At 65.6% G+C, this 21,367-nt stretch carries 16 protein-coding genes; 12 read left to right on the top strand and 4 right to left on the bottom strand.

Going from position 1 to position 21,367, the window contains the following annotated elements; all coding sequences use genetic code 11:
• Positions 1 to 150 precede the first annotated feature (150 nt).
• Genes ACUN9Y_RS11050 through ACUN9Y_RS11040 form a run of 3 tightly spaced genes read left to right on the top strand, consistent with a single transcriptional unit; the run spans position 151 to position 2,327 of the window.
• The gene (locus ACUN9Y_RS11050) at positions 151 to 1,272 is read left to right on the top strand and encodes an MBL fold metallo-hydrolase (RefSeq protein ID WP_445460768.1); all 1,122 of its coding nucleotides are present in this window, start codon (positions 151 to 153) and stop codon (positions 1,270 to 1,272) included.
• On the top strand, positions 1,259 to 1,816 hold the full coding sequence (locus ACUN9Y_RS11045) for a histidine phosphatase family protein (protein ID WP_445460767.1): 558 nt from the start codon (positions 1,259 to 1,261) through the stop codon (positions 1,814 to 1,816). Before ACUN9Y_RS11050 ends, ACUN9Y_RS11045 begins: the two co-directional genes overlap by 14 nt.
• The gene (locus ACUN9Y_RS11040) at positions 1,794 to 2,327 is read left to right on the top strand and encodes a phosphatase domain-containing protein (protein ID WP_445460766.1); all 534 of its coding nucleotides are present in this window, start codon (positions 1,794 to 1,796) and stop codon (positions 2,325 to 2,327) included. Before ACUN9Y_RS11045 ends, ACUN9Y_RS11040 begins: the two co-directional genes overlap by 23 nt.
• Before the next feature lie 107 nt (positions 2,328 to 2,434).
• Here the strand turns inward: ACUN9Y_RS11040 and ACUN9Y_RS11035 are convergent, their stop codons facing one another.
• The gene (locus ACUN9Y_RS11035; protein WP_445460765.1) at positions 2,435 to 4,222 is read right to left on the bottom strand and encodes a L,D-transpeptidase family protein; all 1,788 of its coding nucleotides are present in this window, start codon (positions 4,220 to 4,222) and stop codon (positions 2,435 to 2,437) included.
• 209 nt (positions 4,223 to 4,431) lie between these two features.
• Between ACUN9Y_RS11035 and ACUN9Y_RS11030 the strand changes: the two genes are divergently transcribed.
• The 5 genes from ACUN9Y_RS11030 (at position 4,432) to ACUN9Y_RS11010 (ending at position 9,379) form a co-directional block, all read left to right on the top strand.
• Positions 4,432 to 5,169, top strand: coding sequence for a murein L,D-transpeptidase catalytic domain family protein (locus tag ACUN9Y_RS11030; RefSeq protein WP_445460764.1), 738 nt, complete (start codon positions 4,432 to 4,434; stop codon positions 5,167 to 5,169).
• Between the two features lie 482 nt (positions 5,170 to 5,651).
• Positions 5,652 to 7,001, top strand: coding sequence for an MFS transporter (locus ACUN9Y_RS11025; RefSeq protein WP_445460763.1), 1,350 nt, complete (start codon positions 5,652 to 5,654; stop codon positions 6,999 to 7,001).
• 516 nt (positions 7,002 to 7,517) lie between these two features.
• Positions 7,518 to 8,210 (top strand): SDR family oxidoreductase, encoded by a 693-nt coding sequence (locus ACUN9Y_RS11020; RefSeq protein WP_445460762.1) that lies wholly within the window; start codon positions 7,518 to 7,520, stop codon positions 8,208 to 8,210.
• 128 nt (positions 8,211 to 8,338) lie between these two features.
• Positions 8,339 to 8,821, top strand: coding sequence for a peroxiredoxin (locus ACUN9Y_RS11015; RefSeq protein ID WP_445460761.1), 483 nt, complete (start codon positions 8,339 to 8,341; stop codon positions 8,819 to 8,821).
• Positions 8,822 to 8,938: 117 nt separating this feature from the next.
• The gene (locus ACUN9Y_RS11010) at positions 8,939 to 9,379 is read left to right on the top strand and encodes a GFA family protein (protein WP_445460760.1); all 441 of its coding nucleotides are present in this window, start codon (positions 8,939 to 8,941) and stop codon (positions 9,377 to 9,379) included.
• 128 nt (positions 9,380 to 9,507) lie between these two features.
• On the opposite strand, the gene ACUN9Y_RS11005 is transcribed toward ACUN9Y_RS11010, so the two are convergent.
• The gene (locus tag ACUN9Y_RS11005) at positions 9,508 to 11,064 is read right to left on the bottom strand and encodes a phospholipase D family protein (protein ID WP_445460759.1); all 1,557 of its coding nucleotides are present in this window, start codon (positions 11,062 to 11,064) and stop codon (positions 9,508 to 9,510) included.
• Positions 11,065 to 11,686: 622 nt separating this feature from the next.
• Between ACUN9Y_RS11005 and ACUN9Y_RS11000 the strand changes: the two genes are divergently transcribed.
• From ACUN9Y_RS11000 to ACUN9Y_RS10985, 4 genes are all read left to right on the top strand, one after another.
• Complete coding sequence (locus ACUN9Y_RS11000) at positions 11,687 to 12,235, top strand: fimbrial protein (protein ID WP_445460758.1); 549 nt, start codon at positions 11,687 to 11,689, stop codon at positions 12,233 to 12,235.
• 211 nt (positions 12,236 to 12,446) lie between these two features.
• Positions 12,447 to 13,130: a fimbrial biogenesis chaperone gene (locus ACUN9Y_RS10995; protein ID WP_445460757.1), complete on the top strand. Its 684-nt coding sequence runs from the start codon at positions 12,447 to 12,449 to the stop codon at positions 13,128 to 13,130.
• A 19-nt stretch (positions 13,131 to 13,149) separates the two neighbouring features.
• Positions 13,150 to 15,834 (top strand): fimbria/pilus outer membrane usher protein, encoded by a 2,685-nt coding sequence (locus tag ACUN9Y_RS10990; RefSeq protein ID WP_445460756.1) that lies wholly within the window; start codon positions 13,150 to 13,152, stop codon positions 15,832 to 15,834.
• Positions 15,835 to 15,932: 98 nt separating this feature from the next.
• Positions 15,933 to 17,219: a fimbrial protein gene (locus ACUN9Y_RS10985; protein WP_445460755.1), complete on the top strand. Its 1,287-nt coding sequence runs from the start codon at positions 15,933 to 15,935 to the stop codon at positions 17,217 to 17,219.
• A gap of 63 nt (positions 17,220 to 17,282) precedes the next feature.
• Here ACUN9Y_RS10985 and cobA read toward each other — a convergent pair whose 3' ends face one another.
• Positions 17,283 to 18,317, bottom strand: a complete 1,035-nt coding sequence (cobA, locus tag ACUN9Y_RS10980) for a uroporphyrinogen-III C-methyltransferase (protein WP_445460754.1) — start codon at positions 18,315 to 18,317, stop codon at positions 17,283 to 17,285.
• The gene (locus ACUN9Y_RS10975) at positions 18,268 to 21,060 is read right to left on the bottom strand and encodes a nitrate reductase (RefSeq protein WP_445460753.1); all 2,793 of its coding nucleotides are present in this window, start codon (positions 21,058 to 21,060) and stop codon (positions 18,268 to 18,270) included. Before ACUN9Y_RS10975 ends, cobA begins: the two co-directional genes overlap by 50 nt.
• Positions 21,061 to 21,367: the final 307 nt, after the last annotated feature.

Here is a 21,367-nt window from a genome sequence, read left to right as displayed (position 1 = left end):
GCACCTGGCCACCGACACCATCGTTGGCGTCGAGATCCAGCGTGCCTGGTGCCTGGAGCCGGACACATGAGGCAAGATGCCGACGCACCTGGCCACCGACACCATCGTTGGCGTCGAGATCCAGCGTGCCTGGTGCCTGGAGCCGGACACATGAGGCAAGATGCCGACGACATGGCCGTCGAGATCACCGTACTCAGTGGGCTCGGCGCCAAGGCCCCGGCGGCGATCCTGGTGGAGACGCCCAGCGCCCGCTTGCTGCTGGATGCCGGCGGCGCCCTGGACCCCGGGACGCCTTGCGAGTGCGTCAGCGAGTGGGTCACCGACCTCGAACGCCGGGGCTGGCCCGATGCCATCCTGTTAAGCCACGATCACATTGACCACGTGGGTAGCGTGGCAGCACTGCCCTGGGACATTGCGCTCTACTGCACCCACGAGGCGGCCAGGGCGCTGCCCCCGGGACGTCCTTGGCGGCCTCTTGCCTCCCGTGGCGAGCAGACCATCGCCGGCGTGGCCGTCACCACCGGCCAGGCCGGACACTCGCTGGACGGTGTCTGGCTGCACCTGGCCCTCGGCCAGGGCATCTTCTATTCCGGCGATGCCTGTCTCGAGTCCGCGGTGTTCCCCTTTGATCTCCCCCCGCCGGCGGCCATTGCCCTGCTGGACGCCTCCTATGGGCGCTACGACCGGTCGCTTGGCGAGGCCCAGGCAACGATGGCCCAGCGCCTTGATCATCCCACCGTGATGCCGGTCCCGGCCTCGGGTCGCGCCGCAGAGATCGCGCTGTGGTTCGTCGATCACGCAGGCTCGGATGGCCCCGCCGGGCTTGCCTTGGACGACGGCTGCCGCCGGGCACTCGAGCGCCTGTTGGCGCTGCCGGCGACGCTGCGTCGGCCAGGCATCGACGCCAGACTGCGTGAACTGCTCGCCGCACCGACAGCGGATGCCCCTCGCCTTATGCTCGTCGCCGACGATGGCCGTCGCGACACCTGGCCCGGGTTTCGTACCCTGCACAGCGGCTATCTGACCCCGAGTCGCCAGCGCCAGGTAGCCAGCGGCGAGGCCGATTGGCAGCGCTGGAACGTCCATCCTCGGCGATCGGATATCCGGGTCCTGATGAACCAACTCGGGGCGAGGAAGCTGTGGCCCCTGTTCACTGACCTCACGCCAGACTGGTCGCAAGAGTTTGTCCTTTCATGCCCCGCACAAGCGCGCGTCGCGGCCGGGGCCCGCCCCCACAGCACCCACACGGAGGCGTCCGATGCTGCTGGCTAGGCCCTTTGTGTTCATGCGTCACGGCGAGACGCCGCTCAACCGCGACCGCCTGATCGGCGGTAGCACCGATGTGGCGCTGACCACGCTCGGCGAGGCTCAGGCCAGATCGGCTAGGCCCCTGCTCGAACGCCACTGGTCCAGGGTCGTGACAAGCTCCCGCCTGCGCGCTCGGCAGACCACTCGCCTAGCCGTACCCAAGCGTCAATTCGACAGCCTCGCCGGACTCGATGAGCGCGATTGGGGCCGCTTGGAGCGCGCCCCCCTGGCGTGCCAACCGCCCTACCTCGCCACCCCGCCCGGCGGCGAGAGCTGGGACGTCTTCGAAGCCCGGGTGGTCACCGCCCTCAACGCCGTCCTCGCCATCCACCCCTATCCACTGATCATTGCCCACTCCGGCGTCTACCGGGTGATCCAGCACCTCATTCGCGGGCGCCCCGACGGGCCACGCCTGCCCAACGCGCGCCCGCTCTCGATACGCCCCGGCCCTCTGGGCTGGACCCTTCATCTGCTTGGAAGCCACGATGTCCGCCACGCCCTTTCCTGACCCAACCGCCCCGCCGAGGCGTGCCACACAGGCAGCGATCCCTGCTGCCGCCGCCGAGAACGCCAGCGACGCGGTGATCGTCGATGTCGATGGCACCCTGGCGGTACTCGACACCGAGACCGTCGCCCCCTGGGTGCTGGGCGCCGAAAAGCACTGGGAGCCGTTCTTCGAGCATATGGCCAAGGCCGCGGTGATCGAACCGGTGGCACGCCTGGTGCGCCTGCTCAAGGCCCAGGGCCAGCGTATCCTGATCTGCTCGGGGCGCCCGGCCAGCCACAGGGCCCACACCCGGGACTGGCTCGTCGCCAACGAGATTCCCTTCGACGCGCTCTATCTGCGCCCCGAGGGGGATGACGAAGTGGCCGACGAAGCGGTCAAGGCCAGGCTTTTGTCACGCATGCACGAGGAGGGGTTCCGGCCGTGGATCGTCATCGATGACCGTGACGCGGTGGTGGCCGGCTGGCGCCGGCTCGGCCTGACCTGTCTGCAGTGCGCAGAAGGCAACTTCTGATCGATTCCACCCGGCGGTCACCCAAACGTCATCCGGTGAAGAGGCCGAAGGGCGGCCTCTGGTGATGATGCCAAGCGCAGCGGTTGAGGGCCTGAGTGGTGCGGCCCTCACGGCGCCGCCGGTGCGCCGGACTGGAGCACTGCGGGGGCATTCAGTGCGGCAACCAGGTCGCTATCGCGGTTGTAGATATCCGGGCGGAAGGCGAGCTCTCCGCCACTCTCCGGCTGCACGGTCCAGTAATTCAACACCACCGGAATACGCTGCTTGAGACTGACGTTGCGAGTGTCACCCGCAGCGATCAGACGGCTGACGCTGGCATTGGTGCCGGAATCATCGAACAACAGCTGGGCCAGCTCGGCGACGCCCTCGACGCGAATGCAACCGGAGCTGAGCGCTCGCTGAGCTCGATTGAACAGGCCCCGAGACGGCGTGTCATGCAGATACACCAGATGGTCATTGGGGAAGCGAATCACCACCCGCCCCAGCGGATTGCTCGGGCCTGCCCCCTGTCGCAGCATCACGCCACGCGGATTCGACCAGTTGACCGAGGCCGGATCCAGCCGCTGGCCGGACGACGACAGCGGATAGAGGCCGCGACTGGCGAGATAGCCCGGATTGTTGCGCACCTTGGGCAGGATATCCTCGCGATAGATGGTCGGCGGCACCGTCCAGGTCGGATTCAGCGTCAGGTGGGTGATCTCCGAGCGCAGCGTCGGGGTGCGGCGGTAGGGCTGTCCGACCACGATGCGCGAGCGCCATACGTCTCCGCCAGGGCGGAAGTAAATGACTCGGTAGCCGGCGATGTCGACCAGCACGAAGGACTCGGGCAGCCCATGAAGCAACCAGCGAGCACGCTCCATGTTGGCGCGAATCTGATCGATACGCTGAGCGACCGTCATGTTCAGCGCCGAGCGGGTATTCGGCCCGATGACGCCGTCATCGGTGAGCAGGTGGCTGCGCTGGAAGCGCTTCACCGCCGCCTCCAGTGCCTCATCGTAGGCCTCGGCATGGGGGGCCTTGAGGTCGATGCTGGGGTAATGGTCGACGTCGGCCGCCATCACCTCGAGCTCACCGATCATCGCCAGACGCTGACGCAACAGCGCCACATCGGCATCGACGTCTCCCGGACGCAGTGCTTCCTCGCGTGCCGGCAACTGCGGCCAGCCGCCCAGGCGCTCGATGTTGCGATAGCGTGCCAGTCCAGCACGCAGCTGCTGGTAGGGTTCAAAGGGCGGTCGCGCCAGGTCCATGGCGGCGTTCACATCGCCATCGTCCAACGCCTGGGACATGGCCACCAGATCGAAGGACGCCGGATCGATGGGCACTTCCCAGTCGCTGTCGATGCGCTGCGGATCGACCTTGCCACGCTGCAGATGGGTCAGGGCGGTAAACAGCGTGCCGGTGGTATCACGCTCGAAGCGATCACGCGCCTCGCCGGACGCGCCTTCGCCGAGCGCCACGCGTGCGCTGGCGGCAATCGCCTCCGGGCGATAGTCCCGCGGATTGAGGCCATCGGCGTCGAGGGCCTCCAGCGCCGCCACCAGGGCATCGACACGCGCCGCGTCTGTCCACACCGGCCGCTGGCCGCGCAAGGCATAGAAACGCGTGATGCGATCGGAGGAGTCGAGCAACTCGGCACCAAGCGGCGCCTGGGCGAGGTCTTTCCCCCCATCGAGTTGGCGCTCGACGCTGACCTCACCGGTGGACACATTGGCGGCATCGGTGACGACCCTCGCCGCGGTGCCCGGCGCGACCGCTGTCGATGCCGCGTCCTGACCAGCACCGACCTCGACATTGGGCGCCGCCATACTCGGCCCGGCCGACAGGCACGCGCCCAGCGCGGCAAGCATGACGCACCGACGCATGGTCCCAGATACGAACCTTGTATCAATCATGACGTTATCTCCCTGCAAATTGACCTTATCACTGGTCATCCTGACTCTTATGGTCATAATAGTGCGTATTGACGTAACGCGTTTGCGAGCGTCGTTATCTTCGTTTGCTGTGCGCGAGGACAGCCCCTCGTCATTGCCCAGGCCGCGGTGTCGCCGCCATCGGCAAGAGGAGCGCCTGGCCTGCGACATCGTCGACAGGAAGCCTACTGATGTCACGACCCCTGCCCCTGCTGTTCGCCCCCCTGCTGGCCTCCCTGGTTGCCGCTTTTGCGGCTCCCGCCACCGCCGATACCTTCTTCAGTCAGGCGGTGCCCCCGGACCACCTGTCGCGCCCGAGCCTGGATCAGGTCCTGGCGCGCCTGGCTCCCCGAGCCAACCCCGGCGTACTGCGACTCGCCGCCCGGGCGCTGAATTGCGCCGACCCCGGGGCCGATCGATTGGCGGTGATCGACTTCTCGCTGTCCTCCAATGAGCCACGCATGTGGGTCTTCGACCTGAAACAGCAAAGGCTCATGTTCCGTGAACTCGTCTCCCACGGCGAGGGATCCGGTGACGAAATGGCAACCATGTTCTCCAACATCCCCGACAGCCACCAGTCGAGCATCGGCCTGTTCCGCACCCTGAACAGCTACGAAGGCTCGAACGGCTACTCGCTACGCCTCCAGGGGATGGAGCCCGGCGTCAACGACAACGCTTATGACCGAGCCATCGTGATCCACGGCGCCGACTATGTCAGCGAAGAGTTCATCGAGCAGAACGGCCGCATAGGTCGTAGTTACGGCTGCCCAGCCGTGCGCTCGGAGATCGCCATCCCGCTGATCGACAGCATCAAGGACAACCAGTACGTCTTCACCTACTACCCGGATCAAACCTGGCTGGAAGACTCAGCCTTCTTGCGCTGCCCGACCGATGCGCATCGCTTGGCGATGAACCGACAGCCGCAATGAGAGGCTCGACGCCGGACGCCCAATCTATGACGCTGGAAACTCCCGCCCCACTGCCCATTGTCCCACCGCAATGGGGCGTTTTGGCGACCCGCCGACGCCAAGCCCGAACAACGCCATAGCCCCCAGACCCAGGGCAAGGGCCCAGGACTGCCCGTGATGTCATCTCACCCCGGCATTCGCCGTCTCCCTCGCCGCAGCACCGCCCCGAACGACGCGGCACCATCTCGGCGCATCGCCCCGCCCCGCATGCACGTTGGTGCAACGCAACGTGATCTTTTACCGAAGCCAATCTACCTAGAAAAATTATAACAGTCTGTTATTAAAAACTTTAAAAAAAGATGGCAAGGTACATGCCTTATCATTGGCAGTGAGCGCCAGACGTGGACCAGGCCCTGCGGGGTACGAGTGCGTCGGACCCGACCTTCAACGGCGAAGGCCAAACAAGTTCGAGTGTTCGACCGTCAATCGTCGAGGGTTACCCCATGGATATCCGCCACAAGGCCAACAGGATTCGCCTGTTCACCTTCAATACCCCGCAAATGCGAGCCTTCCACTTCTCCTGGTTCGCCTTCCATATCTGCTTCTTTGGCTGGTTCGGCATCGCGCCGTTAATGGCAGTCGTGCGCGACGATCTTGGCCTGACCAAGACCCAGATCGGCAACACCATCATCGCCTCGGTCGCGATCACCGTGATCGTGCGCCTCGCCATCGGTGTCTTGTGCGACAAGATCGGGCCGCGCCTGGCCTATACCTGGCTGCTGTGCCTTGGCTCGCTGCCGGTGATGTGCATTGGCTTCGCCGATAGCTTCGAGTCATTCTTCATGGCGCGCCTGGCCATCGGCGCCATCGGTGCCTCCTTCGTCATCACCCAGTACCACACCTCCATCATGTTCGCGCCCAACGTCGTCGGCACGGCCAACGCCACCTCGGCCGGCTGGGGCAACCTCGGTGGTGGTACCACCCAGATCCTGATGCCGCTGATCTTCGCGGGCCTTCTGATGCTCGGGGTCAGCGAAACCCTGGGCTGGCGCCTGGCGATGGTCGTGCCGGGCATCGTGTTGTTCGTCACCGGTATCTGCTACTACTTCTTCACCCAGGATGCGCCAGACGGCAACTTCAAGGACCTGCGCGCCAAGGGCCAGTTGGCCGAGGCCTCGGGCGAGGCGAGCATGAGCAAGACCTTCGGTGCCGCCGCCCGCGACATCCGCGTCTGGGCCCTGTTCGTGGTCTACGCCGCCTGCTTCGGCGTCGAACTGACCATTAACAACATCGCCGCCATCTACTTCTTCGACAACTTCGACCTGACGCTGGCCACCGCCGGCATGATCGCCGGTCTGTTCGGCCTGATGAACATCTTCGCCCGCACCATGGGCGGGGTCTTCTCGGACCTGTTCGCCAGCCGCAGTGGGCTCAAGGGGCGCGTGCGCTGGCTATTCATCGCGATGCTGTGTGAAGGCGTTGCACTGATGTTCTTCTCCCAGATGCACGTGCTGACACTGGCCATTGGCATCATGCTGGTCTTCAGCCTGTTCGTGCAGATGGCCGAAGGCGCTACCTTCGGCGTGGTGCCGTTCATCAACAAGCGTGCCCTCGGCGCCGTGGCCGGCATCGTCGGTGCGGGCGGCAACGCCGGTGCGGTGGCCGCGGGCTTTCTGTTCCGCTCCGAGGCGCTGACCTATCAAGAGGGGCTCTTCTACCTCGGCGTCGCGGTCATTCTCGCCTCGCTGTGCGCGCTGGTAGTGCGCTTCTCGCCTGAAGTCGAGGCCGAAGAAGCCAGTGCCTATCGCGAGGCGGCCGGCGACCAGGGGGGAGCGGCCCTGTCGCTGCGCTGAGCGCAATGGTATCGCGACGATGGCCTCGGACCTCCCGCAACCGCCTGGGGGCGGGCGAACGCTCACCCGCCCCCAGGCCAAGGCGAGGACCGCCACCCCAGAAAGTGCCGGGTAGCGCGGCGCCACACTGAGCCAAGGAAGGCCCGAGGGCTCGGCCAAGCGCCGGGCTCCCTCTCATCTCGACCCAGCTCCCGCGTCTTTCTACCAGCACCGGGCGCCCTTATCCGCACATCACCGCTCCTCCGCCTTGGACACCGCATCACCGAGCCCTTCCCTTGCCCAACGCGGCACCGAGCCTCTGCCTTGCCCAACGCGGCACCGAGCCTCTGCCTTGACCACCGCAGCACCGAGCCCGCATCCACCATCGTCGCGCCCCTCCTCTGGCCTTCTCCCTTACCGGCCTCCCATCGCCGCCCCCTGCTCTGACGTTGCAGGAGTAGGCCGTAAGTACCATGCTGAATGACGCATTGATGCGTGGCGTTAGCCACCTCGACACCCGACTCCAGGAGGCCGAAGATGCACGATCGCGTGTTGCTGATCACCGGAGCGACGAGCGGCATTGGCGCCGCCACGGCTCGCTCGGCCGCTCGCCAGGGCTACAAGCTGGTATTGGCCGCGCGCTCCGCGGACAACCTCAAGGCCATCGCCCAGGAACTTGGCCCCGAGAACGTGCTCACGGTCAACGTGGATGTGGCCGACATCGATGCTCAAAAGGCCATGGTCGAACAAGCCCTCGAGCGCTTCGGGCGCCTCGATGCCGTCTTCGCCAATGCCGGCCGCGGAGGCTCACCGGGTGGCTTCAGCGAAGCCGACCCCGAGGCCTGGAAGCAGATGCTGCTGACCAACGTCTATGGGCTCGGCCTGACCATCCAGGTGACCCTGGCCGCCCTGCGCCGCAGCCGTGGGCATGTCCTGCTAACCGGCTCTGCCGCCGGTCGAGCCACGATTCCTGGCTCCATGTACGGCGCCACCAAGTGGGCGGTGACCGGCATCGGCTACAATCTGCGGGAGGAGCTGCGCGGCAGCGGTATTCGCGTGACCCTGATCGAGCCTGGCGTGGTCAACACCCCGTTTTTCGATGAGCCTCCCGACGTCGCACTGGAAGACAAGGACATCGCCAATGCCGTGGTCTATGCGCTGTCACAGCCGCCCCACGTGGACGTCAACGAGATATTGATTCGCCCCACGCCGCCGCGTGACGACGAATGAACCGAGTTCACGATCTGTCGGCCGCCGGCGCGACACCGAAATGGCCTTAGCCCCCTAGTAGTTTTCACTGAACGAGTTTGCCCCGAGCGGCTCTCACCCAAACAGACCCCACCGAGAAGGAGTGTTTCATGACGATTGCCGTCGGCGACCGTATCCCCGATATCGCCCTGCACACCAATGGCGAAAAGGGACCCGAACCGATCTCCACCCACGAGCTGTTTGCGGGCAAGAAGGTCGTGCTGTTCGCCGTTCCCGGCGCCTTTACCCCGGGCTGTTCGAACACGCACATGCCCGGTTTCGTGGTCAATGCCGACAAGCTTCTGGAGAAGGCCGATACACTAGCCTGTCTCGCCGTCAACGACGCCTTCGTGCTGGGCGCCTGGCAGAGCCACCAGAACGCCGAGGCGATGACCATGCTGGCCGATGGCAACGCCGAGTTCACCAGGGCCATCGGCATGGACAAGGATGCCAGCGCCGCGGGCATGGGGGTGCGCAGCCAGCGCTATGCCATGATCGTCGATGATGGTGTCGTCGCCTATCTGGGCGTGGATACCGAACGCGGCGTGATCGAAGCCTCCAGCGCCGAGGCGGTGTTGACGCAATTGGGGTGAGGGGGCAGAGTTCAGCCAGGGTGCGACGCCAGATCGTGCCCCCCATCCAACACCGACAGGCCGACTGCCCTCGCCCCGGGGCAGCGGCCTAGCCCCACGGGGCACGAGGGAATGCTCATGGACAATGCCATGGCGCTCAAGGGCCGCTGCCTGTGCGGTGCGGTGGGTCTGAGCGTCGAGATCGAGAAGCAAAATGTCGCCGCCTGCCATTGCCGCATGTGCCGTACCTGGGGTGGCGGCCCTTTACTGGCCCTGGAGTCCGTGCGTCGCGTCAGTATCGATGGTGACAAGGCGGTGGTGTACTACGCCTCATCCGACTGGGCCGAGCGGGCCTTCTGCCGCCACTGCGGCACCCACCTGTTCTACCGACTGACGTCGGGGGACCACTACGCGGTGCCCGCCGGCCTCGTGGACCAGGGCGAGGCCTGGACCCTCGATAGCGAGATCTTCATCGACGAAAAGCCGCCTTGGTACCATTTCGGCAACGACACCCAGCGCATGACGGGGCAAGAGGTCTTCGATGCCTTTGGCCCCGGGCAGGACACGCCAGGCGAGTAGATCGCCATCGCCCGGCCCCACGGTCATCAACACGGCCACTCGGGCCGGGCTCACTCACCCCCAAGAGGCCGGTCCGCTCACGCGGGCCGGCCTCTTGGGTCAAGGCGAGCGAGCCGTCAGCGACGCTGCTAGAGCATCCATTCCACCGGTAGAATCGAAATGAACGACACCGCCGCGCGTCGAAAGATGCCGACGTTGGGTTCACCGTCGTAGCGCACCGTGCCCTCGGGTGTGCGCTCCAGCCAATACATGCCGCCATCGTCGTCCAGCTTGACCTCATAGGCATTGTCCAGCACGTCGGTGTTGAACACCTCTTCCATCTGTTGCGCCATGGCAGGGCTCTCGATGATGAACCCCAGCTCGGTGTTGAGCCGTGCCGAGCGCGGATCGAAGTTGAACGAGCCGACGAACAGCCGATCGCCGTCCACGGCGAAGGTCTTGGCGTGCAGGCTGGCCCCGGAGCTGCCGAAGGGCCCGGCACTCTGGCTACGCCCCGGTGCGTCGGGCGCACGCTTGAGCTCGAACAGACGCACACCGGCCTCAAGCAAGTCACGGCGCCGCTTGGCGTAGCCCGCATGAACCGCCGCCACATCGGTGGCTTCCAGCGCGTTGGTCAGAATGGTGACCTCTACCCCGCGTGCCTCCAGATCGGCAAACATTCGCGTGCCCTTTTCCACCGGCACAAAATACGGCGATACCAGCAGTACCGACTCTCGCGGTGGACCGAGCAGGCCGCGAATACGCCCAGTGAGCAGATCCTCATCGGAGGCCTGCCCTAGACCCTTGGCGGGATCATCGCTGACCATCATGGCGTTGGCCCATTCGAGCCCGAGCGAGCCATCGCGCAGCGCACCGATCAGGTTGCTCTCCTCCAGCGCCTGACGATAGTCCAGCGACTCCGGCGACGCCATTGCCATGGCTGCGCCGTCTTCGATGGCGGCGAGGCCCGCGCGCCCTACGGAGTCGATCATGCGACTGGCCGGGTACGACGACTGGCTCGCCCAGTACAGGTCGAAGTCCTTGGAGACCTGCTGGACCACTGGACCGAAGGCCAACACATCGAGATCCGCGAACATCACGTCGTCGCCGGCACCGAAGTACTCATCGCCGATGTTGCGACCGCCGATAATGGTGGCCTGGTTGTCCGCGGTCAGGGACTTGTTGTGCATGCGCCGGTTGGCGCGGGAGAAATCGGTCACATAACCCAGCACTCTGGGAGAACGCACCACGAACGGGTTGAACAACCGCACCTCGATACCGGGATGCGCATCGAGCGCCGCAATCTTGTCATCGAGCCCGGCCGTGTTGGTGTCATCGAGCAAGATGCGCACCCTCACCCCACGATTGGCGGCGTCGAGCATGGCCTTGAAGAGCATCGATCCGGTGATGTCGTCATGCCAGATGTAGTACTGCACGTCCAGCGTCTGTTCGGCGGCACGCGCCAGCAGCAGCCGAGCGGCGAAGGCGTCATGGGCATTGCGCAAGGAATGAATACCGCTCTTGCCCGGATGCTCGGCGAGACGCGGCGCGATCATTTCACCGAGTGCCGTATCGCGGGCTTGCTCGAGCGGCAGATGGTGGGTCTCACTGCGCCCCTCCAGAGAAGGGAGCGAACCGCAGCCACTCAACAGCAGCAAACCGGCCAGCAACAGCCAACGCGGGCGAATCGAAAGTACAGAGGTCATGGGGTCTCATCCTGTAAGTGCTCGACATAGCATAGCGAAGAAGGCCAGCGAGTTCCGCCTACTTCCTCGTCGCCTTCTCTTCCTATTCTCCCTGCCGACGCCTTGCGTGCGCCGCACGCCTGACGGTACAGAGCAAGCCCGCTCGCTGATGTTCTACCTCCAACGGGAAAGCCGATCGGCACTCTCGATCTTCGCACCAGCACCCGACGACGGCGTTCGGCATCTTCGGCGCCACGCCTCATCCCCCTTCGGCCGACGTCTACCGGCCCAAAGTCGCGGCCAGCATAGCTGCCACACCGCCAGAACAAAGAAGTTCCTGGCTGAGTGAACCGCAACATCCTGGTCAGACGCCGAGCCTATCTCCTTTCGGCACGGTCCTCTATTCAAGATGCCCGGCCAGAACGAAAAACATCATCGTCATACCTCTTTGCCGCAGCGAAACCATGGGGATTACATCCCCCCTATAACATGACCGAGATCAATCACCTCCCCCTAATAGGAGATAGTCTTCTCCCTACAGGCATCGTTACGCACCGTATCTTGACCATGTAAAGACCCACAAAAAGATGCACAAAAAACGAACTTAACAAAGAAATTACGGCCTATAAAACTGGAGACATCCATGATGATAAAGAAGAAACTCACACTCACCCTGCTAGCCATTGCGGCCACATCACTTCTTTCTACATTCGCGGAATCTTCCGATGGAACCATCAAATTCACGGGGAAGATTGTCGCTGCAAACTGCACCATCCCTACCAGCGAAACCACCGTTTCCTTGCCGACAGTTTCGACCAGCGCCTTTTCCGGCGCCGGTAGTCGCGCCGGCCAGAAGGCGTTCACTATTCCCCTGACATGTACGCCCGTTACCGGCGGCGCCGACAATACCGTCTCGATACGGTTTGTGGGTGATGGAACCCAGGTCGACCCGGCTACCGGCCTATTCAAGCTCGACGCGGCAAGCACCGCGACCAATGTCGGCATCGCCGTCTACGACGCCAACGACGGGCTGGTCAAGGCGGCCGACAACGACAGCACGCCGGCGGTCGCAATGCTCGCCGGCGATGCCAAAACGATCATTCCGCTGACAGCCTGGTACCAAGCCACTGCGGCGGCGGTGACGGCGGGCTCTGTCAATGCCTCAGGCACCGTCGAGCTCGTCTACCACTGACCGAGGCCGTCGGGGGACCCACGCCCTTGCTCACCGGCCCCCCCTTGGCACCTCACTATTTTTCAGCGTCGGATCCGGCCTTCTACAGTAAGCGCGATGAACAGTTGCCCGAGACGTGATACCCGACATCCTTGAATCGCTAGTTACCCTCGATGCCATTGCCATGAAATTGTCGTCGCTTCCCGCATTATTTTTATCACTGACGCTGCTCATGCCTGGTGCTTCCTACGCCAGCATCACCATCAACGGTACCCGTATCATCTATCCAGAGCGCGCGCGCGAGCAGACTCTTCGGCTCGAAAACAATGACGGTAGCCCGGTGCTGATTCAGGCATGGATAGACGAATTCGATGGTACAAGACCCGCCCGGGATGCGGTATCACCCTACCTGGTCATGCCGACGATTTTTCGTCTCGACCCCGGCAAGGGCCAGTCACTGCGGATACGCAAGATCCGGCCATTGCCAAACGCCGAGCAGGAGTCGCTGCACTGGCTGAACATCAAGGAGGTGCCGCCGGCACCGGATGCCAGCGATGGCGAAAACTATCTCCAATTCGGCATTCTTAGCCGCCTCAAGGTCATTTACCGTCCCGAGTCGCTGGACAGCGGCGCAGCCGACGCCGCCACGCGCTTGCGATGGTACCGCAGCAGTCTCGATGGCCGCCCCGGCATCCTCTGCGACAACCCCACCGCCTACTACGTCTCGCTGGCGGAGCTGCGCTGGCAAGTCGCCGGCAAGACGCACCGCATGTCCCTGGATACCGTAGCGCCTCACTCCCGACAGCAATGGGGGATTCCGGCCGAACTTGGCCCCCTGGCGGGCCCGTTCACCTTCGCCAGCGTCAACGACTACGGCGCCTTGGTCAGTCTGGACGCCGAGCTCACCCCCCGCTGATCGGGGACCGATAAACGCCATGAGCACAGCGATCAGCCAGCAGACCGAGGCCTTCTCTGCTCTACCGGTCTCACGCGGACAGCATCTGTCGAGGCAAATCGCCGCGAGCCTGATGGTCGTTCTTGGCATCGCCCTGACCCATGATGCCCACGCCAACGACCACGCCGAGACCAAGCCCGTGCGCTTCAATCGCGCCTTCCTGGAAGACCCCAGCCTGGACATCTCGCGCTTCTCCGATGCCGGCTACATCACTCCCGGCGAGTATGCACTGGACGTCTGGCTCAACGGGCGGCTCCTCGAGCGCGCCTCCGTCGAGGTCGGTGAGCCAGGCGATGCTGGCGATCGGGGCGGCGCGCAGCGCATCACCCTGCCCGCCAGCCTGATCCTCGGCCAGCTCGGAACCAACGCGCGTGCGGCCGTGAAACGGCACTGCGCCAGGGCAAGCAAGGCGCCAGCGCCGGTGCTCGACGCGGCCTTCGACGAGGCCTTGACCCACTGCCGTATAGCGGCCGGAGATATCAGCCCCGATGCCTCGGCAGCGCTGGATCTGGCGGACCTGAGCCTACGACTCAATGTGCCCCAGGCCGCGCTGCCACACTCGCCTCGCGGCGCCACATCGCTCGCCCAATGGGACCCCGGCACCACCGCGCTGCTGGCCAACTACTCCGTCAATGGCTACCAGGCGGACATCGATGGCGAGCGCTATCGTAGCGGCTTTCTCGGCATGAGCTTCGGCGCCAATCTGGGGCTCTGGCAGTACCGCAGCGACGTGACGGCCTCCTGGCAAGAAGACAGCGCCATCGACTGGGAGACGTCGCGCCACTACGTCCAGCGCCCGATAGCCTCGCAAGGCCTACTGCTGCAGCTAGGCGATGTCCACACCCAGGGCGATCTGTTCGACGCCATTGCGGTGCGTGGCGCGACGCTGCGCAGCGACCCGCGCATGCTGCCGGACAGCCAGCGCGGCTATGCCCCGATCGTCCGCGGAACGGCACGAACCAACGCCCGCGTCCGCATCACCCAACATGAGCTGCTGCTGCTGGAGACGACCGTGCCCCCGGGGCCCTTCGCCATCACCGACCTTTACCCCACCGGCTACGGCGGCGATCTCACCGTCACGGTGCTGGAAGCCGATGGTGAACAGCGTCAATTCGATGTGCCCTACGCCGCAATACCCAACCTGCTGCGGCCCGGTCAGGTCCGCGTGTCCCTGGCGGCCGGCCGACTCAATAGCGCGGGGCTCGATGACAAGCCGAAGGTGATCGAAGCGAGCTACCGACGCGGGCTCGGCAACCGGCTAACCGCCTACGGCGGCATCCAGTACGCCGACGACTACGCCTCACCGCTCGTCGGGGCGGCACTCAATACGCCCATCGGCGCCGTTGGACTCGATGCCGCCTACGCTCACGCAAAGCTCTCCGATGCCACCGCCGCGGGCTGGAATCTGCGCGCGAGCTATAGCCGCCATCTCTCCAGTACCGATACCGATGTCAATCTCGCCGCCTATCGCTACTCCACCTCCCAGTATCTGTCCCTGCGAGACGCCGCCTACCTTCGTGATCGCAGCGATCAACGCGAATTCGATCTGGACGCCCATGCCGGCATCGATCGGCGCAATAACCTGCAGCTCAATCTCAGCCAGCGCCTGGGGAATCTGGGTAGCCTGACGGCCAGCGCCAGCCTCTCCGACTACTGGCACCGCCGCGGGACACGAAACAGCTACCAGTTGGGGTACAGCAACAGCCTCGGCCGCCTGAGCTACAACCTGTCTTTGGCCCGCACCCAGACCCCCGGCGACGACGACAATGACGATGACCTTCAGCTGCTGATGAGCGTCTCCCTGCCCCTTGGCAACACCGCCTTCGCCCCACGACTATCGGTCTCGGCCAGTCACGACAATGACGGCCAGCAGGACGTCAATGTCGCCGTATCGGGCACGCTTGGCGAGACGCGCAACCTCTCCTATGGCCTCTACGCCAACATCGCCGATTCCCCGGATGCTCGCAGCGAGACCCTGGGCGGCAGCGTCTCGACGTCGACGGCGATCGGCCAATTCAGCGCCTCTGGCTCGAAAAGCGCCGACTATCGGCAGGCATCGCTCGGCGCCAATGGCGCCTTCCTGGTGCACTCCGGCGGCATCACCTTCGGTCCGACGACCGGCGATACCGTCGGCCTGCTCCAGGCCGAAGGAGGCCACGGCGCCGGCACCACCAATGCGCTCAATGTCACCATCGATGATGCCGGCTATGCGCTGCTTCCCTTTCTCTCGCCCTACCACGAGAACGTCGTCGTTCTCGATCCCCAAGGTGCCTCCGAACGGGTCGAATTTCTCACCACCACGCGCCGTGTGGTGCCCTATGCCGGCGCCGTGGTAGCGCTCCACTACCCTACCCGCACCGGCACCCCAACACTGGTGGTGTTGACCCTTGCCGGCCGCGGCGTACCCATGGGGTCCGAGGTCTTCGACGACCAGGGACGCCGCCTTGGTGTCGTCGGCGCCGGGGGCATGTGGCTGGCCAGAGACCTGCCGCGTGACGCCCGTCTCGTGGTCCATGTTTCGGCGAACGAGCGCTGCCACGTGCAGCTGGCACCCGGTCGCGACGAGGCATCTCTCCCCCCGACGAGCCTCTCGGGCATCGCCGAAATCGACGCCGAGTGTATCGCGACGTCGCCACCTTCACGCCCCGAGGCCAGCACCCTATGACAGACTGCATCCGCGGTGAAACGGCTCACCACGCCCACCTTGTCGAGATGCCATTGCCGAGGGGGGGGGAAGGGCTGTCCAACGGAGGGTGGAAACGGATGTTCACGGGCCCGTTCGCAGGGCTCGCCAAGGCGGCCATCCTGCTGGCCTTGTGCCTGGCGAGCAGCACTGCATCGAGCAACTGCACCCGTATCACCAATCCCTGGAACAACTATCCGCTACTGGTCGACTTCGGCGCCGAGATCGTCATCGACGCATCCACACCGGTCGGCACGCCTATCGCCACCGCGACGCTAGCCGGCAGCCAGCTGTACTCGCCGAACGGTGGCTGGGTGGCAACCTGCTCCAGAACGTCCGATACCATCGCCTACTGGTGGTTGGAGCAGCACTGGTCACGCAGCAGCAATCAAGGCCCCATCGGGACCGTGGTGGCGGCCACCAGCGATGGCAACATGTACGTCATGCAGGACGGCGGCCGCGGCAACCCCTACGAGGGAGGTTGGAACGGCAGTGGTAGCGTCGGCTATACGGTAGAGTTAATGACGGACGGCCAGGCGCTGCCCTTCGCCTGGGTATCGGCCAGCCCGCGCAAGAACCTCCCGCCACTCACATCCCCTATCCACGGGATTCCCTGCACCGATGCACTGCACGGCACCGGCGAGGCCGCCGGATTTCCCAAGCTGGTCGGCGTGGGTTGCCCAACCAGTGCCTACGCCATCAACTGGCGCCAGTTCTCGCCCTTCTCACTCAAGGTCACGCTATACAAGCTAGCGGGCAATCCCGGCATCAGCGGCGTGCAGCTGCAGAACAATGGCGGGAACGGCTTCAGCCTGTTCTCGTTACTGAACAACCAGGCCACGCCACCGGGGGACAATTCCGACCTGTTCAGCCTGATACGCCTACGATTGGCCCAGAATACCCGGGTGCGCCTCAACCCCTGCCAAAGCTTCGCCGATGTACTGGTCAACCTCGGCGAGGTACGCGAGAACTATTTCAAGACGGTGGGACAGCCGCCGTCAGGCGTCGCCGACGCAGCGGTCAACATCACCGCCAACTGCGTGGCCAACACCAACATCAAGTGGGCCGTGACAGGCACCATCGACGCCTTCGACCCCAGCGGCAATCAGGGCATTCTCTCCATCGACACCGATGCCCAGCAGGCGAAAGGCGTCGGCATTCAGCTTGTCCGTTCCGACGGCACAACGCCACTGCCCATCACACCGGAAGGCAGCGCCTTCGCCGCCTACCGCTGGATCGATACCGGACTCAGGTCGAATACGTCGGGGATTCTGGCGTTCGATTTTCTGGCCCGCTACGTCAGAACCGGCGACGTCAGCCCCGGCATCGCCAACGGCCATGCCACCGTGGTGCTGTCGCCAAAATAGGGCCCCGCCATCTCTCAACCACCGGCACGGTCCACAGGGCGACGTTCGAGCCCCCCGATCGCATCAACCAATGTCAGCCAGTGCCTGCTCGATGCTCAGCTTGCGTGCCTCGACCATGCCCACCACGCTACCGACGATGATCAGACACGGCGATGGCAAGGGCGAAGCGGCAAGGCGTGCCGGCATATCCGCCAGGGTGCCTGTCAGGCTCTGCTGGTCGGGGAGGCTGGCATTGGCCACCAGCATCACCGGCCAGTCCGCCGGGAGCCCCGCGCCGCTGAGCCCCTGGGTGATCGCCTCGAGCTTGTTCAGCCCCATGTAGAAGACCAGGGTTTCATCGCGGCGCGCCAGTGTCGCCCAGTCGGGCTCACCGCCTTCACGGCACAGCTGCGCGGTGACCAGGCGCAGGCTCTGGGCGTGGCCGCGATCGGTCAGCGGAATGCCCATGGCGGCGCAGGCGCTGGAGGCCGCGGTGATACCAGGCACGATCTCGGTGGCGATACCGGCCGCATCCAGTGCCGCCAGCTCCTCGCCCATGCGCCCGAACACCCCCGGGTCGCCGCCCTTGAGGCGCACCACGGCCTTGCCGGCACGCGCCAGGCGTATCATCAGCGCACCGATCTGATCCTGCGCCACGCTATGGTGGCCCCGCGCCTTGCCCACGTAGTAACGCTCGACGTGGGCCGGCAGGTACGCCAGCACCTCTGCGCCGACCAGGCGGTCATAGACCACCGCATCGGCTTGGCGCAGGCGACGCAGCGCCCGCAGCGTGAGTAGCTCCCCGGCGCCGCTTCCGGCACCGACCAGAGACACGCTACCGCGGGGCTGACGATCGCCAGCGTCTCCCCACTCAGACGGCGCCGCCCGATCGCTGCCCTGGCGACCACCACCGAGGCGCCGCTCCAGCGGCCCCTGTACATCCCGAGCCAGCGCATCCTGAGCCAGCCGTGCAAGCGCCGAGGCGAGCACCAAAGCGCCCCGCACCATCCAGGTCGAAAGCCGACCCGACGCCTTCGGCGCCGTGGGCCTGGCGCTGGCGCTGGCGATATCAGGCTGGCTGGGCATGGGGCGAGACGTCGCGGGAGCCGGTACGCGCATGGCTCTTCTCCTCTTCAAGCAGGGATTTCAATTCGGGAACACAGCTACCGCACTGGGTGCCACAGGCGAGCCGGGCGCCGAGGGCCTCGACGCTGTCGTCGCCGCCGCGAATGGCCGTGACAATGGCGTTGCGCCCGACCTGATGGCAGCTGCACACGACGGGCCCCTGGTCCGCCGCACCATCGTCACAGCCCGCCAGCACCCGGCGGCGCTGCTCGGCGCTCAGTACGCCCCCGGCGGCGGCCTCGGTCAGTCGTTCACAGACCCAGCCAAGGCCCGGCAACTCACCGACCGGCGCGACCATCAGCCACCAGCGCAGCCGGCCATGCTCGATGCCGGCGGCACGCAGGCGGCCGCTTGCCGGGTCATGGGCCACCGGCCCCGCCGCCACCGGCAGGGTCGCATCGAGCCAGACCAGCCAGTCGCGAGTGGCGAGCCGCGGATCACCGGCGAGCTGCCAGCGCTCACCAGCGACCAGTGGCACCCGGGTCCAGTAGGCGGTATCGGCACACGCCTGCGCGGCAATCTCTGGCGTCGCAAGATCGGTCGCCATGACCAGGGTCGCTTCCCAGGCGCTCGGCAAGGGCGTAAGCGCCACCGCGCCATGCTTGGATTCGGGTTGACCCGACAGCGGGTCGGTGAAGGCAGCAAACAGGCTCCCCGCCCGCGCCGCCAGGCTGAAACGATCGGTCCAGTGGATCGGCACGAACACTTCGCCCCGGCGCTGCGCCGGTGAGACCCGTACCCGGGCTCGCATTTCGCCGCCGGCGGCGCTGATCCGTGCCAGGCCCTGGTCGAGGAGGCCGAGGGCCTCGGCGTCGGCCTCGTGGACCTCGACGAAGGGCTCGGCGCGATGGTTCATCAAGCGCGGAGCGCGCCCGGTGCGGGTCATGGTGTGCCACTGATCGCGCACCCGTCCGCTGTTCAGGCGCAGTGGGTAGGCCTCGGTCAGCGGCTGCTCGGGCGCCCTCGGCGTCACCGGCCACAGCCGAGCCCGGCCGTCGGGGGTGGCAAAGCGCCCGTCCTCGAACAGCCGCGCAGTGCCCTGCGGGGACTCCCGGGTCACCGGCCACTGGATCGGCGCCAGGGCGTCATAGCCGGCACGATCAAGCCCGGCCAACGCCGAGATATCGAACAGCCGGCGCTGATGCTCGGCGTCGTTCTCGAAGCCGGAGAGCGCCGCGTGCTCGGTGAAGATCTCGCTCGGGTGCGCATAGGCGAAGGCCTCACCGTACCCCAGGCGCTCGGCCACCCGCGCGATGATCCACCAGTCGTGGCGAGCCTCACCGGGAGGGGGCATCAACCCGCGCTGTCGAGACAGGCGCCGCTCGGAGTTGGTCACGGTGCCGTCCTTCTCCGACCAGCCGCTGGCCGGTAGCACGATATCGGCGAGCTCGACCAGGTCGGTGTCCGCCATGCACTCAGAGACGATCACCAGCGGGCACTTGGCGATGGCGGCGCGCACCCGGTTGGCGTCGGGCAGGCTGATCAGCGGATTGGTCGCCATGATCCACAGCGCCTGAATCTCGCCGCGCTCGATGGCCTCGAACAGGTCGACCGCCTTGTGGCCCGGCCCCTGTGGCAACGTCGGGGTCAGCGAATCGGTGGTCCAGAAGCGCGTCACCCGGTCGATGGCGCCGGGGCCATCGTAGTCCATGTGAGCGGCGAGCTGATTGGCCAGGCCGCCCACCTCACGCCCACCCATGGCGTTCGGCTGGCCGGTGATGGAAAAGGGTCCGGCACCCGGCAGGCCGATCTTGCCGCCGGCCAGGTGGCAGTTGATGATCGCGTGGCACTTGTCGGTGCCGCTGGTGGATTGATTGATGCCCTGGGAGTAAAGCGTCACCACGTGCAGTTGGCTGGCAAACCAGTAGTAGAAGGTCTCGAGTCGCTCGGCGTCGACGTCGCAGTCCGCCGCCACGGCCTCGATATCGCCGCCGCCCTCCCGCGCGGCCGCCAGGGCGTCATCGAAGCCCGAGGTGAAGGCGTCCAGATAGACCCTGTCGAGTCGCCTGCGATCCGCCATGAAGGCCAGCAGCCCGTTGAACAGGCGGGCATCCGACCCGGGCCGTATGCCCAGATACAGATCGGCCAACTCGCAGCTGTCGGTCACGCGTGGGTCGATGACCACCACGCGCATCAGCGGATTGCGGGTCTTGGCCACGCGCAGACGCTGGAACAGCACCGGGTGATTCCAGGCCAGGTTGGAGCCGACCAGCACGACCAGTTCGGCCTCCTCCAGATCCTCGTAGCTGCAGGGTACGGCGTCGGCGCCGAACGAGCGCTTGTAGGCGGCCACCGCCGACGCCATGCACAGCCGCGAATTGGTATCCAGATGGGGCGTGCCGAGAAAGCCCTTGAACAGCTTATTGGCCGCGTAGTAGTCCTCGGTCAACAGTTGCCCCGAGAGGTATCCGGCGACGGCCTGGTTGCCGTGGCGGTGACGGACACCTTGAAGGCGCTCACCGACCGCGTCCAGGGCGGTCTCCCAGTCGACCTCGATGCCATCCACCCGAGGGCGCGTCAAGCGGCCGTGGTGGCCAAGCGTCTCCGCCAGCGCCGAGCCCTTCACGCACAGGCGACCGTAGTTGGCGGGATGCTCGCTATCGCCTTCGACGTCCACCACGACCCCGGCCTCGAGGCGCGCCTTGACCCCGCAGCCCACCCCGCAATAGGGACAGGTGGTCAAGGCGGTGACGCTGTCTGACCGCGGCTCGCCCCGGGCGTTGCACAACTGAGCCATATCGCTCTCCTGGATGCCATTGATAGCGTGGCGGGGGAGCCACCACGCAAGACGCCCACCGTCCTGGTGACTCACCGCGGCGGCGGCAAGCACTCAAGGACCGGTGGGCGTCGTTGCCGGTGGAAGCCGGCGTTGGCTCCCCCTGATCTACCCATCAGGAAAGCAAGAGACGTGCCAGGCTAGCGAAAGTGGCGACCAAACGGCGTCCGGCAGGGATCCCTTCACGAGTCCCGCCAGCGCGAACCGGCGATCACGCCGGTCCTGGTGCACCATGGCTCCGGCGCACCAAGGTCGGCTGCACCACTGC

The organism is Halomonas sp. V046 (assembly GCF_052645355.1).
This window is presented reverse-complemented; position numbering and strand designations above follow the sequence as displayed.

Excerpts from the sequence above, each read along its gene's own strand:
- ACUN9Y_RS11015 (WP_445460761.1), top strand. The coding sequence starts at position 8,339 with ATGACGATTGCCGTCGGCGACCGTATCCCCGATATCGCCCTGCACACC.
- ACUN9Y_RS11010 (WP_445460760.1), top strand. The coding sequence starts at position 8,939 with ATGGACAATGCCATGGCGCTCAAGGGCCGCTGCCTGTGCGGTGCGGTG.
- ACUN9Y_RS11040 (WP_445460766.1), top strand. The coding sequence starts at position 1,794 with ATGTCCGCCACGCCCTTTCCTGACCCAACCGCCCCGCCGAGGCGTGCC.
- ACUN9Y_RS11035 (WP_445460765.1), bottom strand. The coding sequence starts at position 4,222 with ATGATTGATACAAGGTTCGTATCTGGGACCATGCGTCGGTGCGTCATG.
- ACUN9Y_RS10985 (WP_445460755.1), top strand. The coding sequence starts at position 15,933 with ATGTTCACGGGCCCGTTCGCAGGGCTCGCCAAGGCGGCCATCCTGCTG.
- ACUN9Y_RS11050 (WP_445460768.1), top strand. The coding sequence starts at position 151 with ATGAGGCAAGATGCCGACGACATGGCCGTCGAGATCACCGTACTCAGT.
- cobA (WP_445460754.1), bottom strand. The coding sequence starts at position 18,317 with ATGCGCGTACCGGCTCCCGCGACGTCTCGCCCCATGCCCAGCCAGCCT.
- ACUN9Y_RS11045 (WP_445460767.1), top strand. The coding sequence starts at position 1,259 with ATGCTGCTGGCTAGGCCCTTTGTGTTCATGCGTCACGGCGAGACGCCG.
- ACUN9Y_RS11020 (WP_445460762.1), top strand. The coding sequence starts at position 7,518 with ATGCACGATCGCGTGTTGCTGATCACCGGAGCGACGAGCGGCATTGGC.
- ACUN9Y_RS10990 (WP_445460756.1), top strand. The coding sequence starts at position 13,150 with ATGAGCACAGCGATCAGCCAGCAGACCGAGGCCTTCTCTGCTCTACCG.
- ACUN9Y_RS11030 (WP_445460764.1), top strand. The coding sequence starts at position 4,432 with ATGTCACGACCCCTGCCCCTGCTGTTCGCCCCCCTGCTGGCCTCCCTG.
- ACUN9Y_RS11005 (WP_445460759.1), bottom strand. The coding sequence starts at position 11,064 with ATGACCTCTGTACTTTCGATTCGCCCGCGTTGGCTGTTGCTGGCCGGT.
- ACUN9Y_RS10975 (WP_445460753.1), bottom strand. The coding sequence starts at position 21,060 with ATGGCTCAGTTGTGCAACGCCCGGGGCGAGCCGCGGTCAGACAGCGTC.
- ACUN9Y_RS11025 (WP_445460763.1), top strand. The coding sequence starts at position 5,652 with ATGGATATCCGCCACAAGGCCAACAGGATTCGCCTGTTCACCTTCAAT.
- ACUN9Y_RS10995 (WP_445460757.1), top strand. The coding sequence starts at position 12,447 with ATGCCTGGTGCTTCCTACGCCAGCATCACCATCAACGGTACCCGTATC.
- ACUN9Y_RS11000 (WP_445460758.1), top strand. The coding sequence starts at position 11,687 with ATGATGATAAAGAAGAAACTCACACTCACCCTGCTAGCCATTGCGGCC.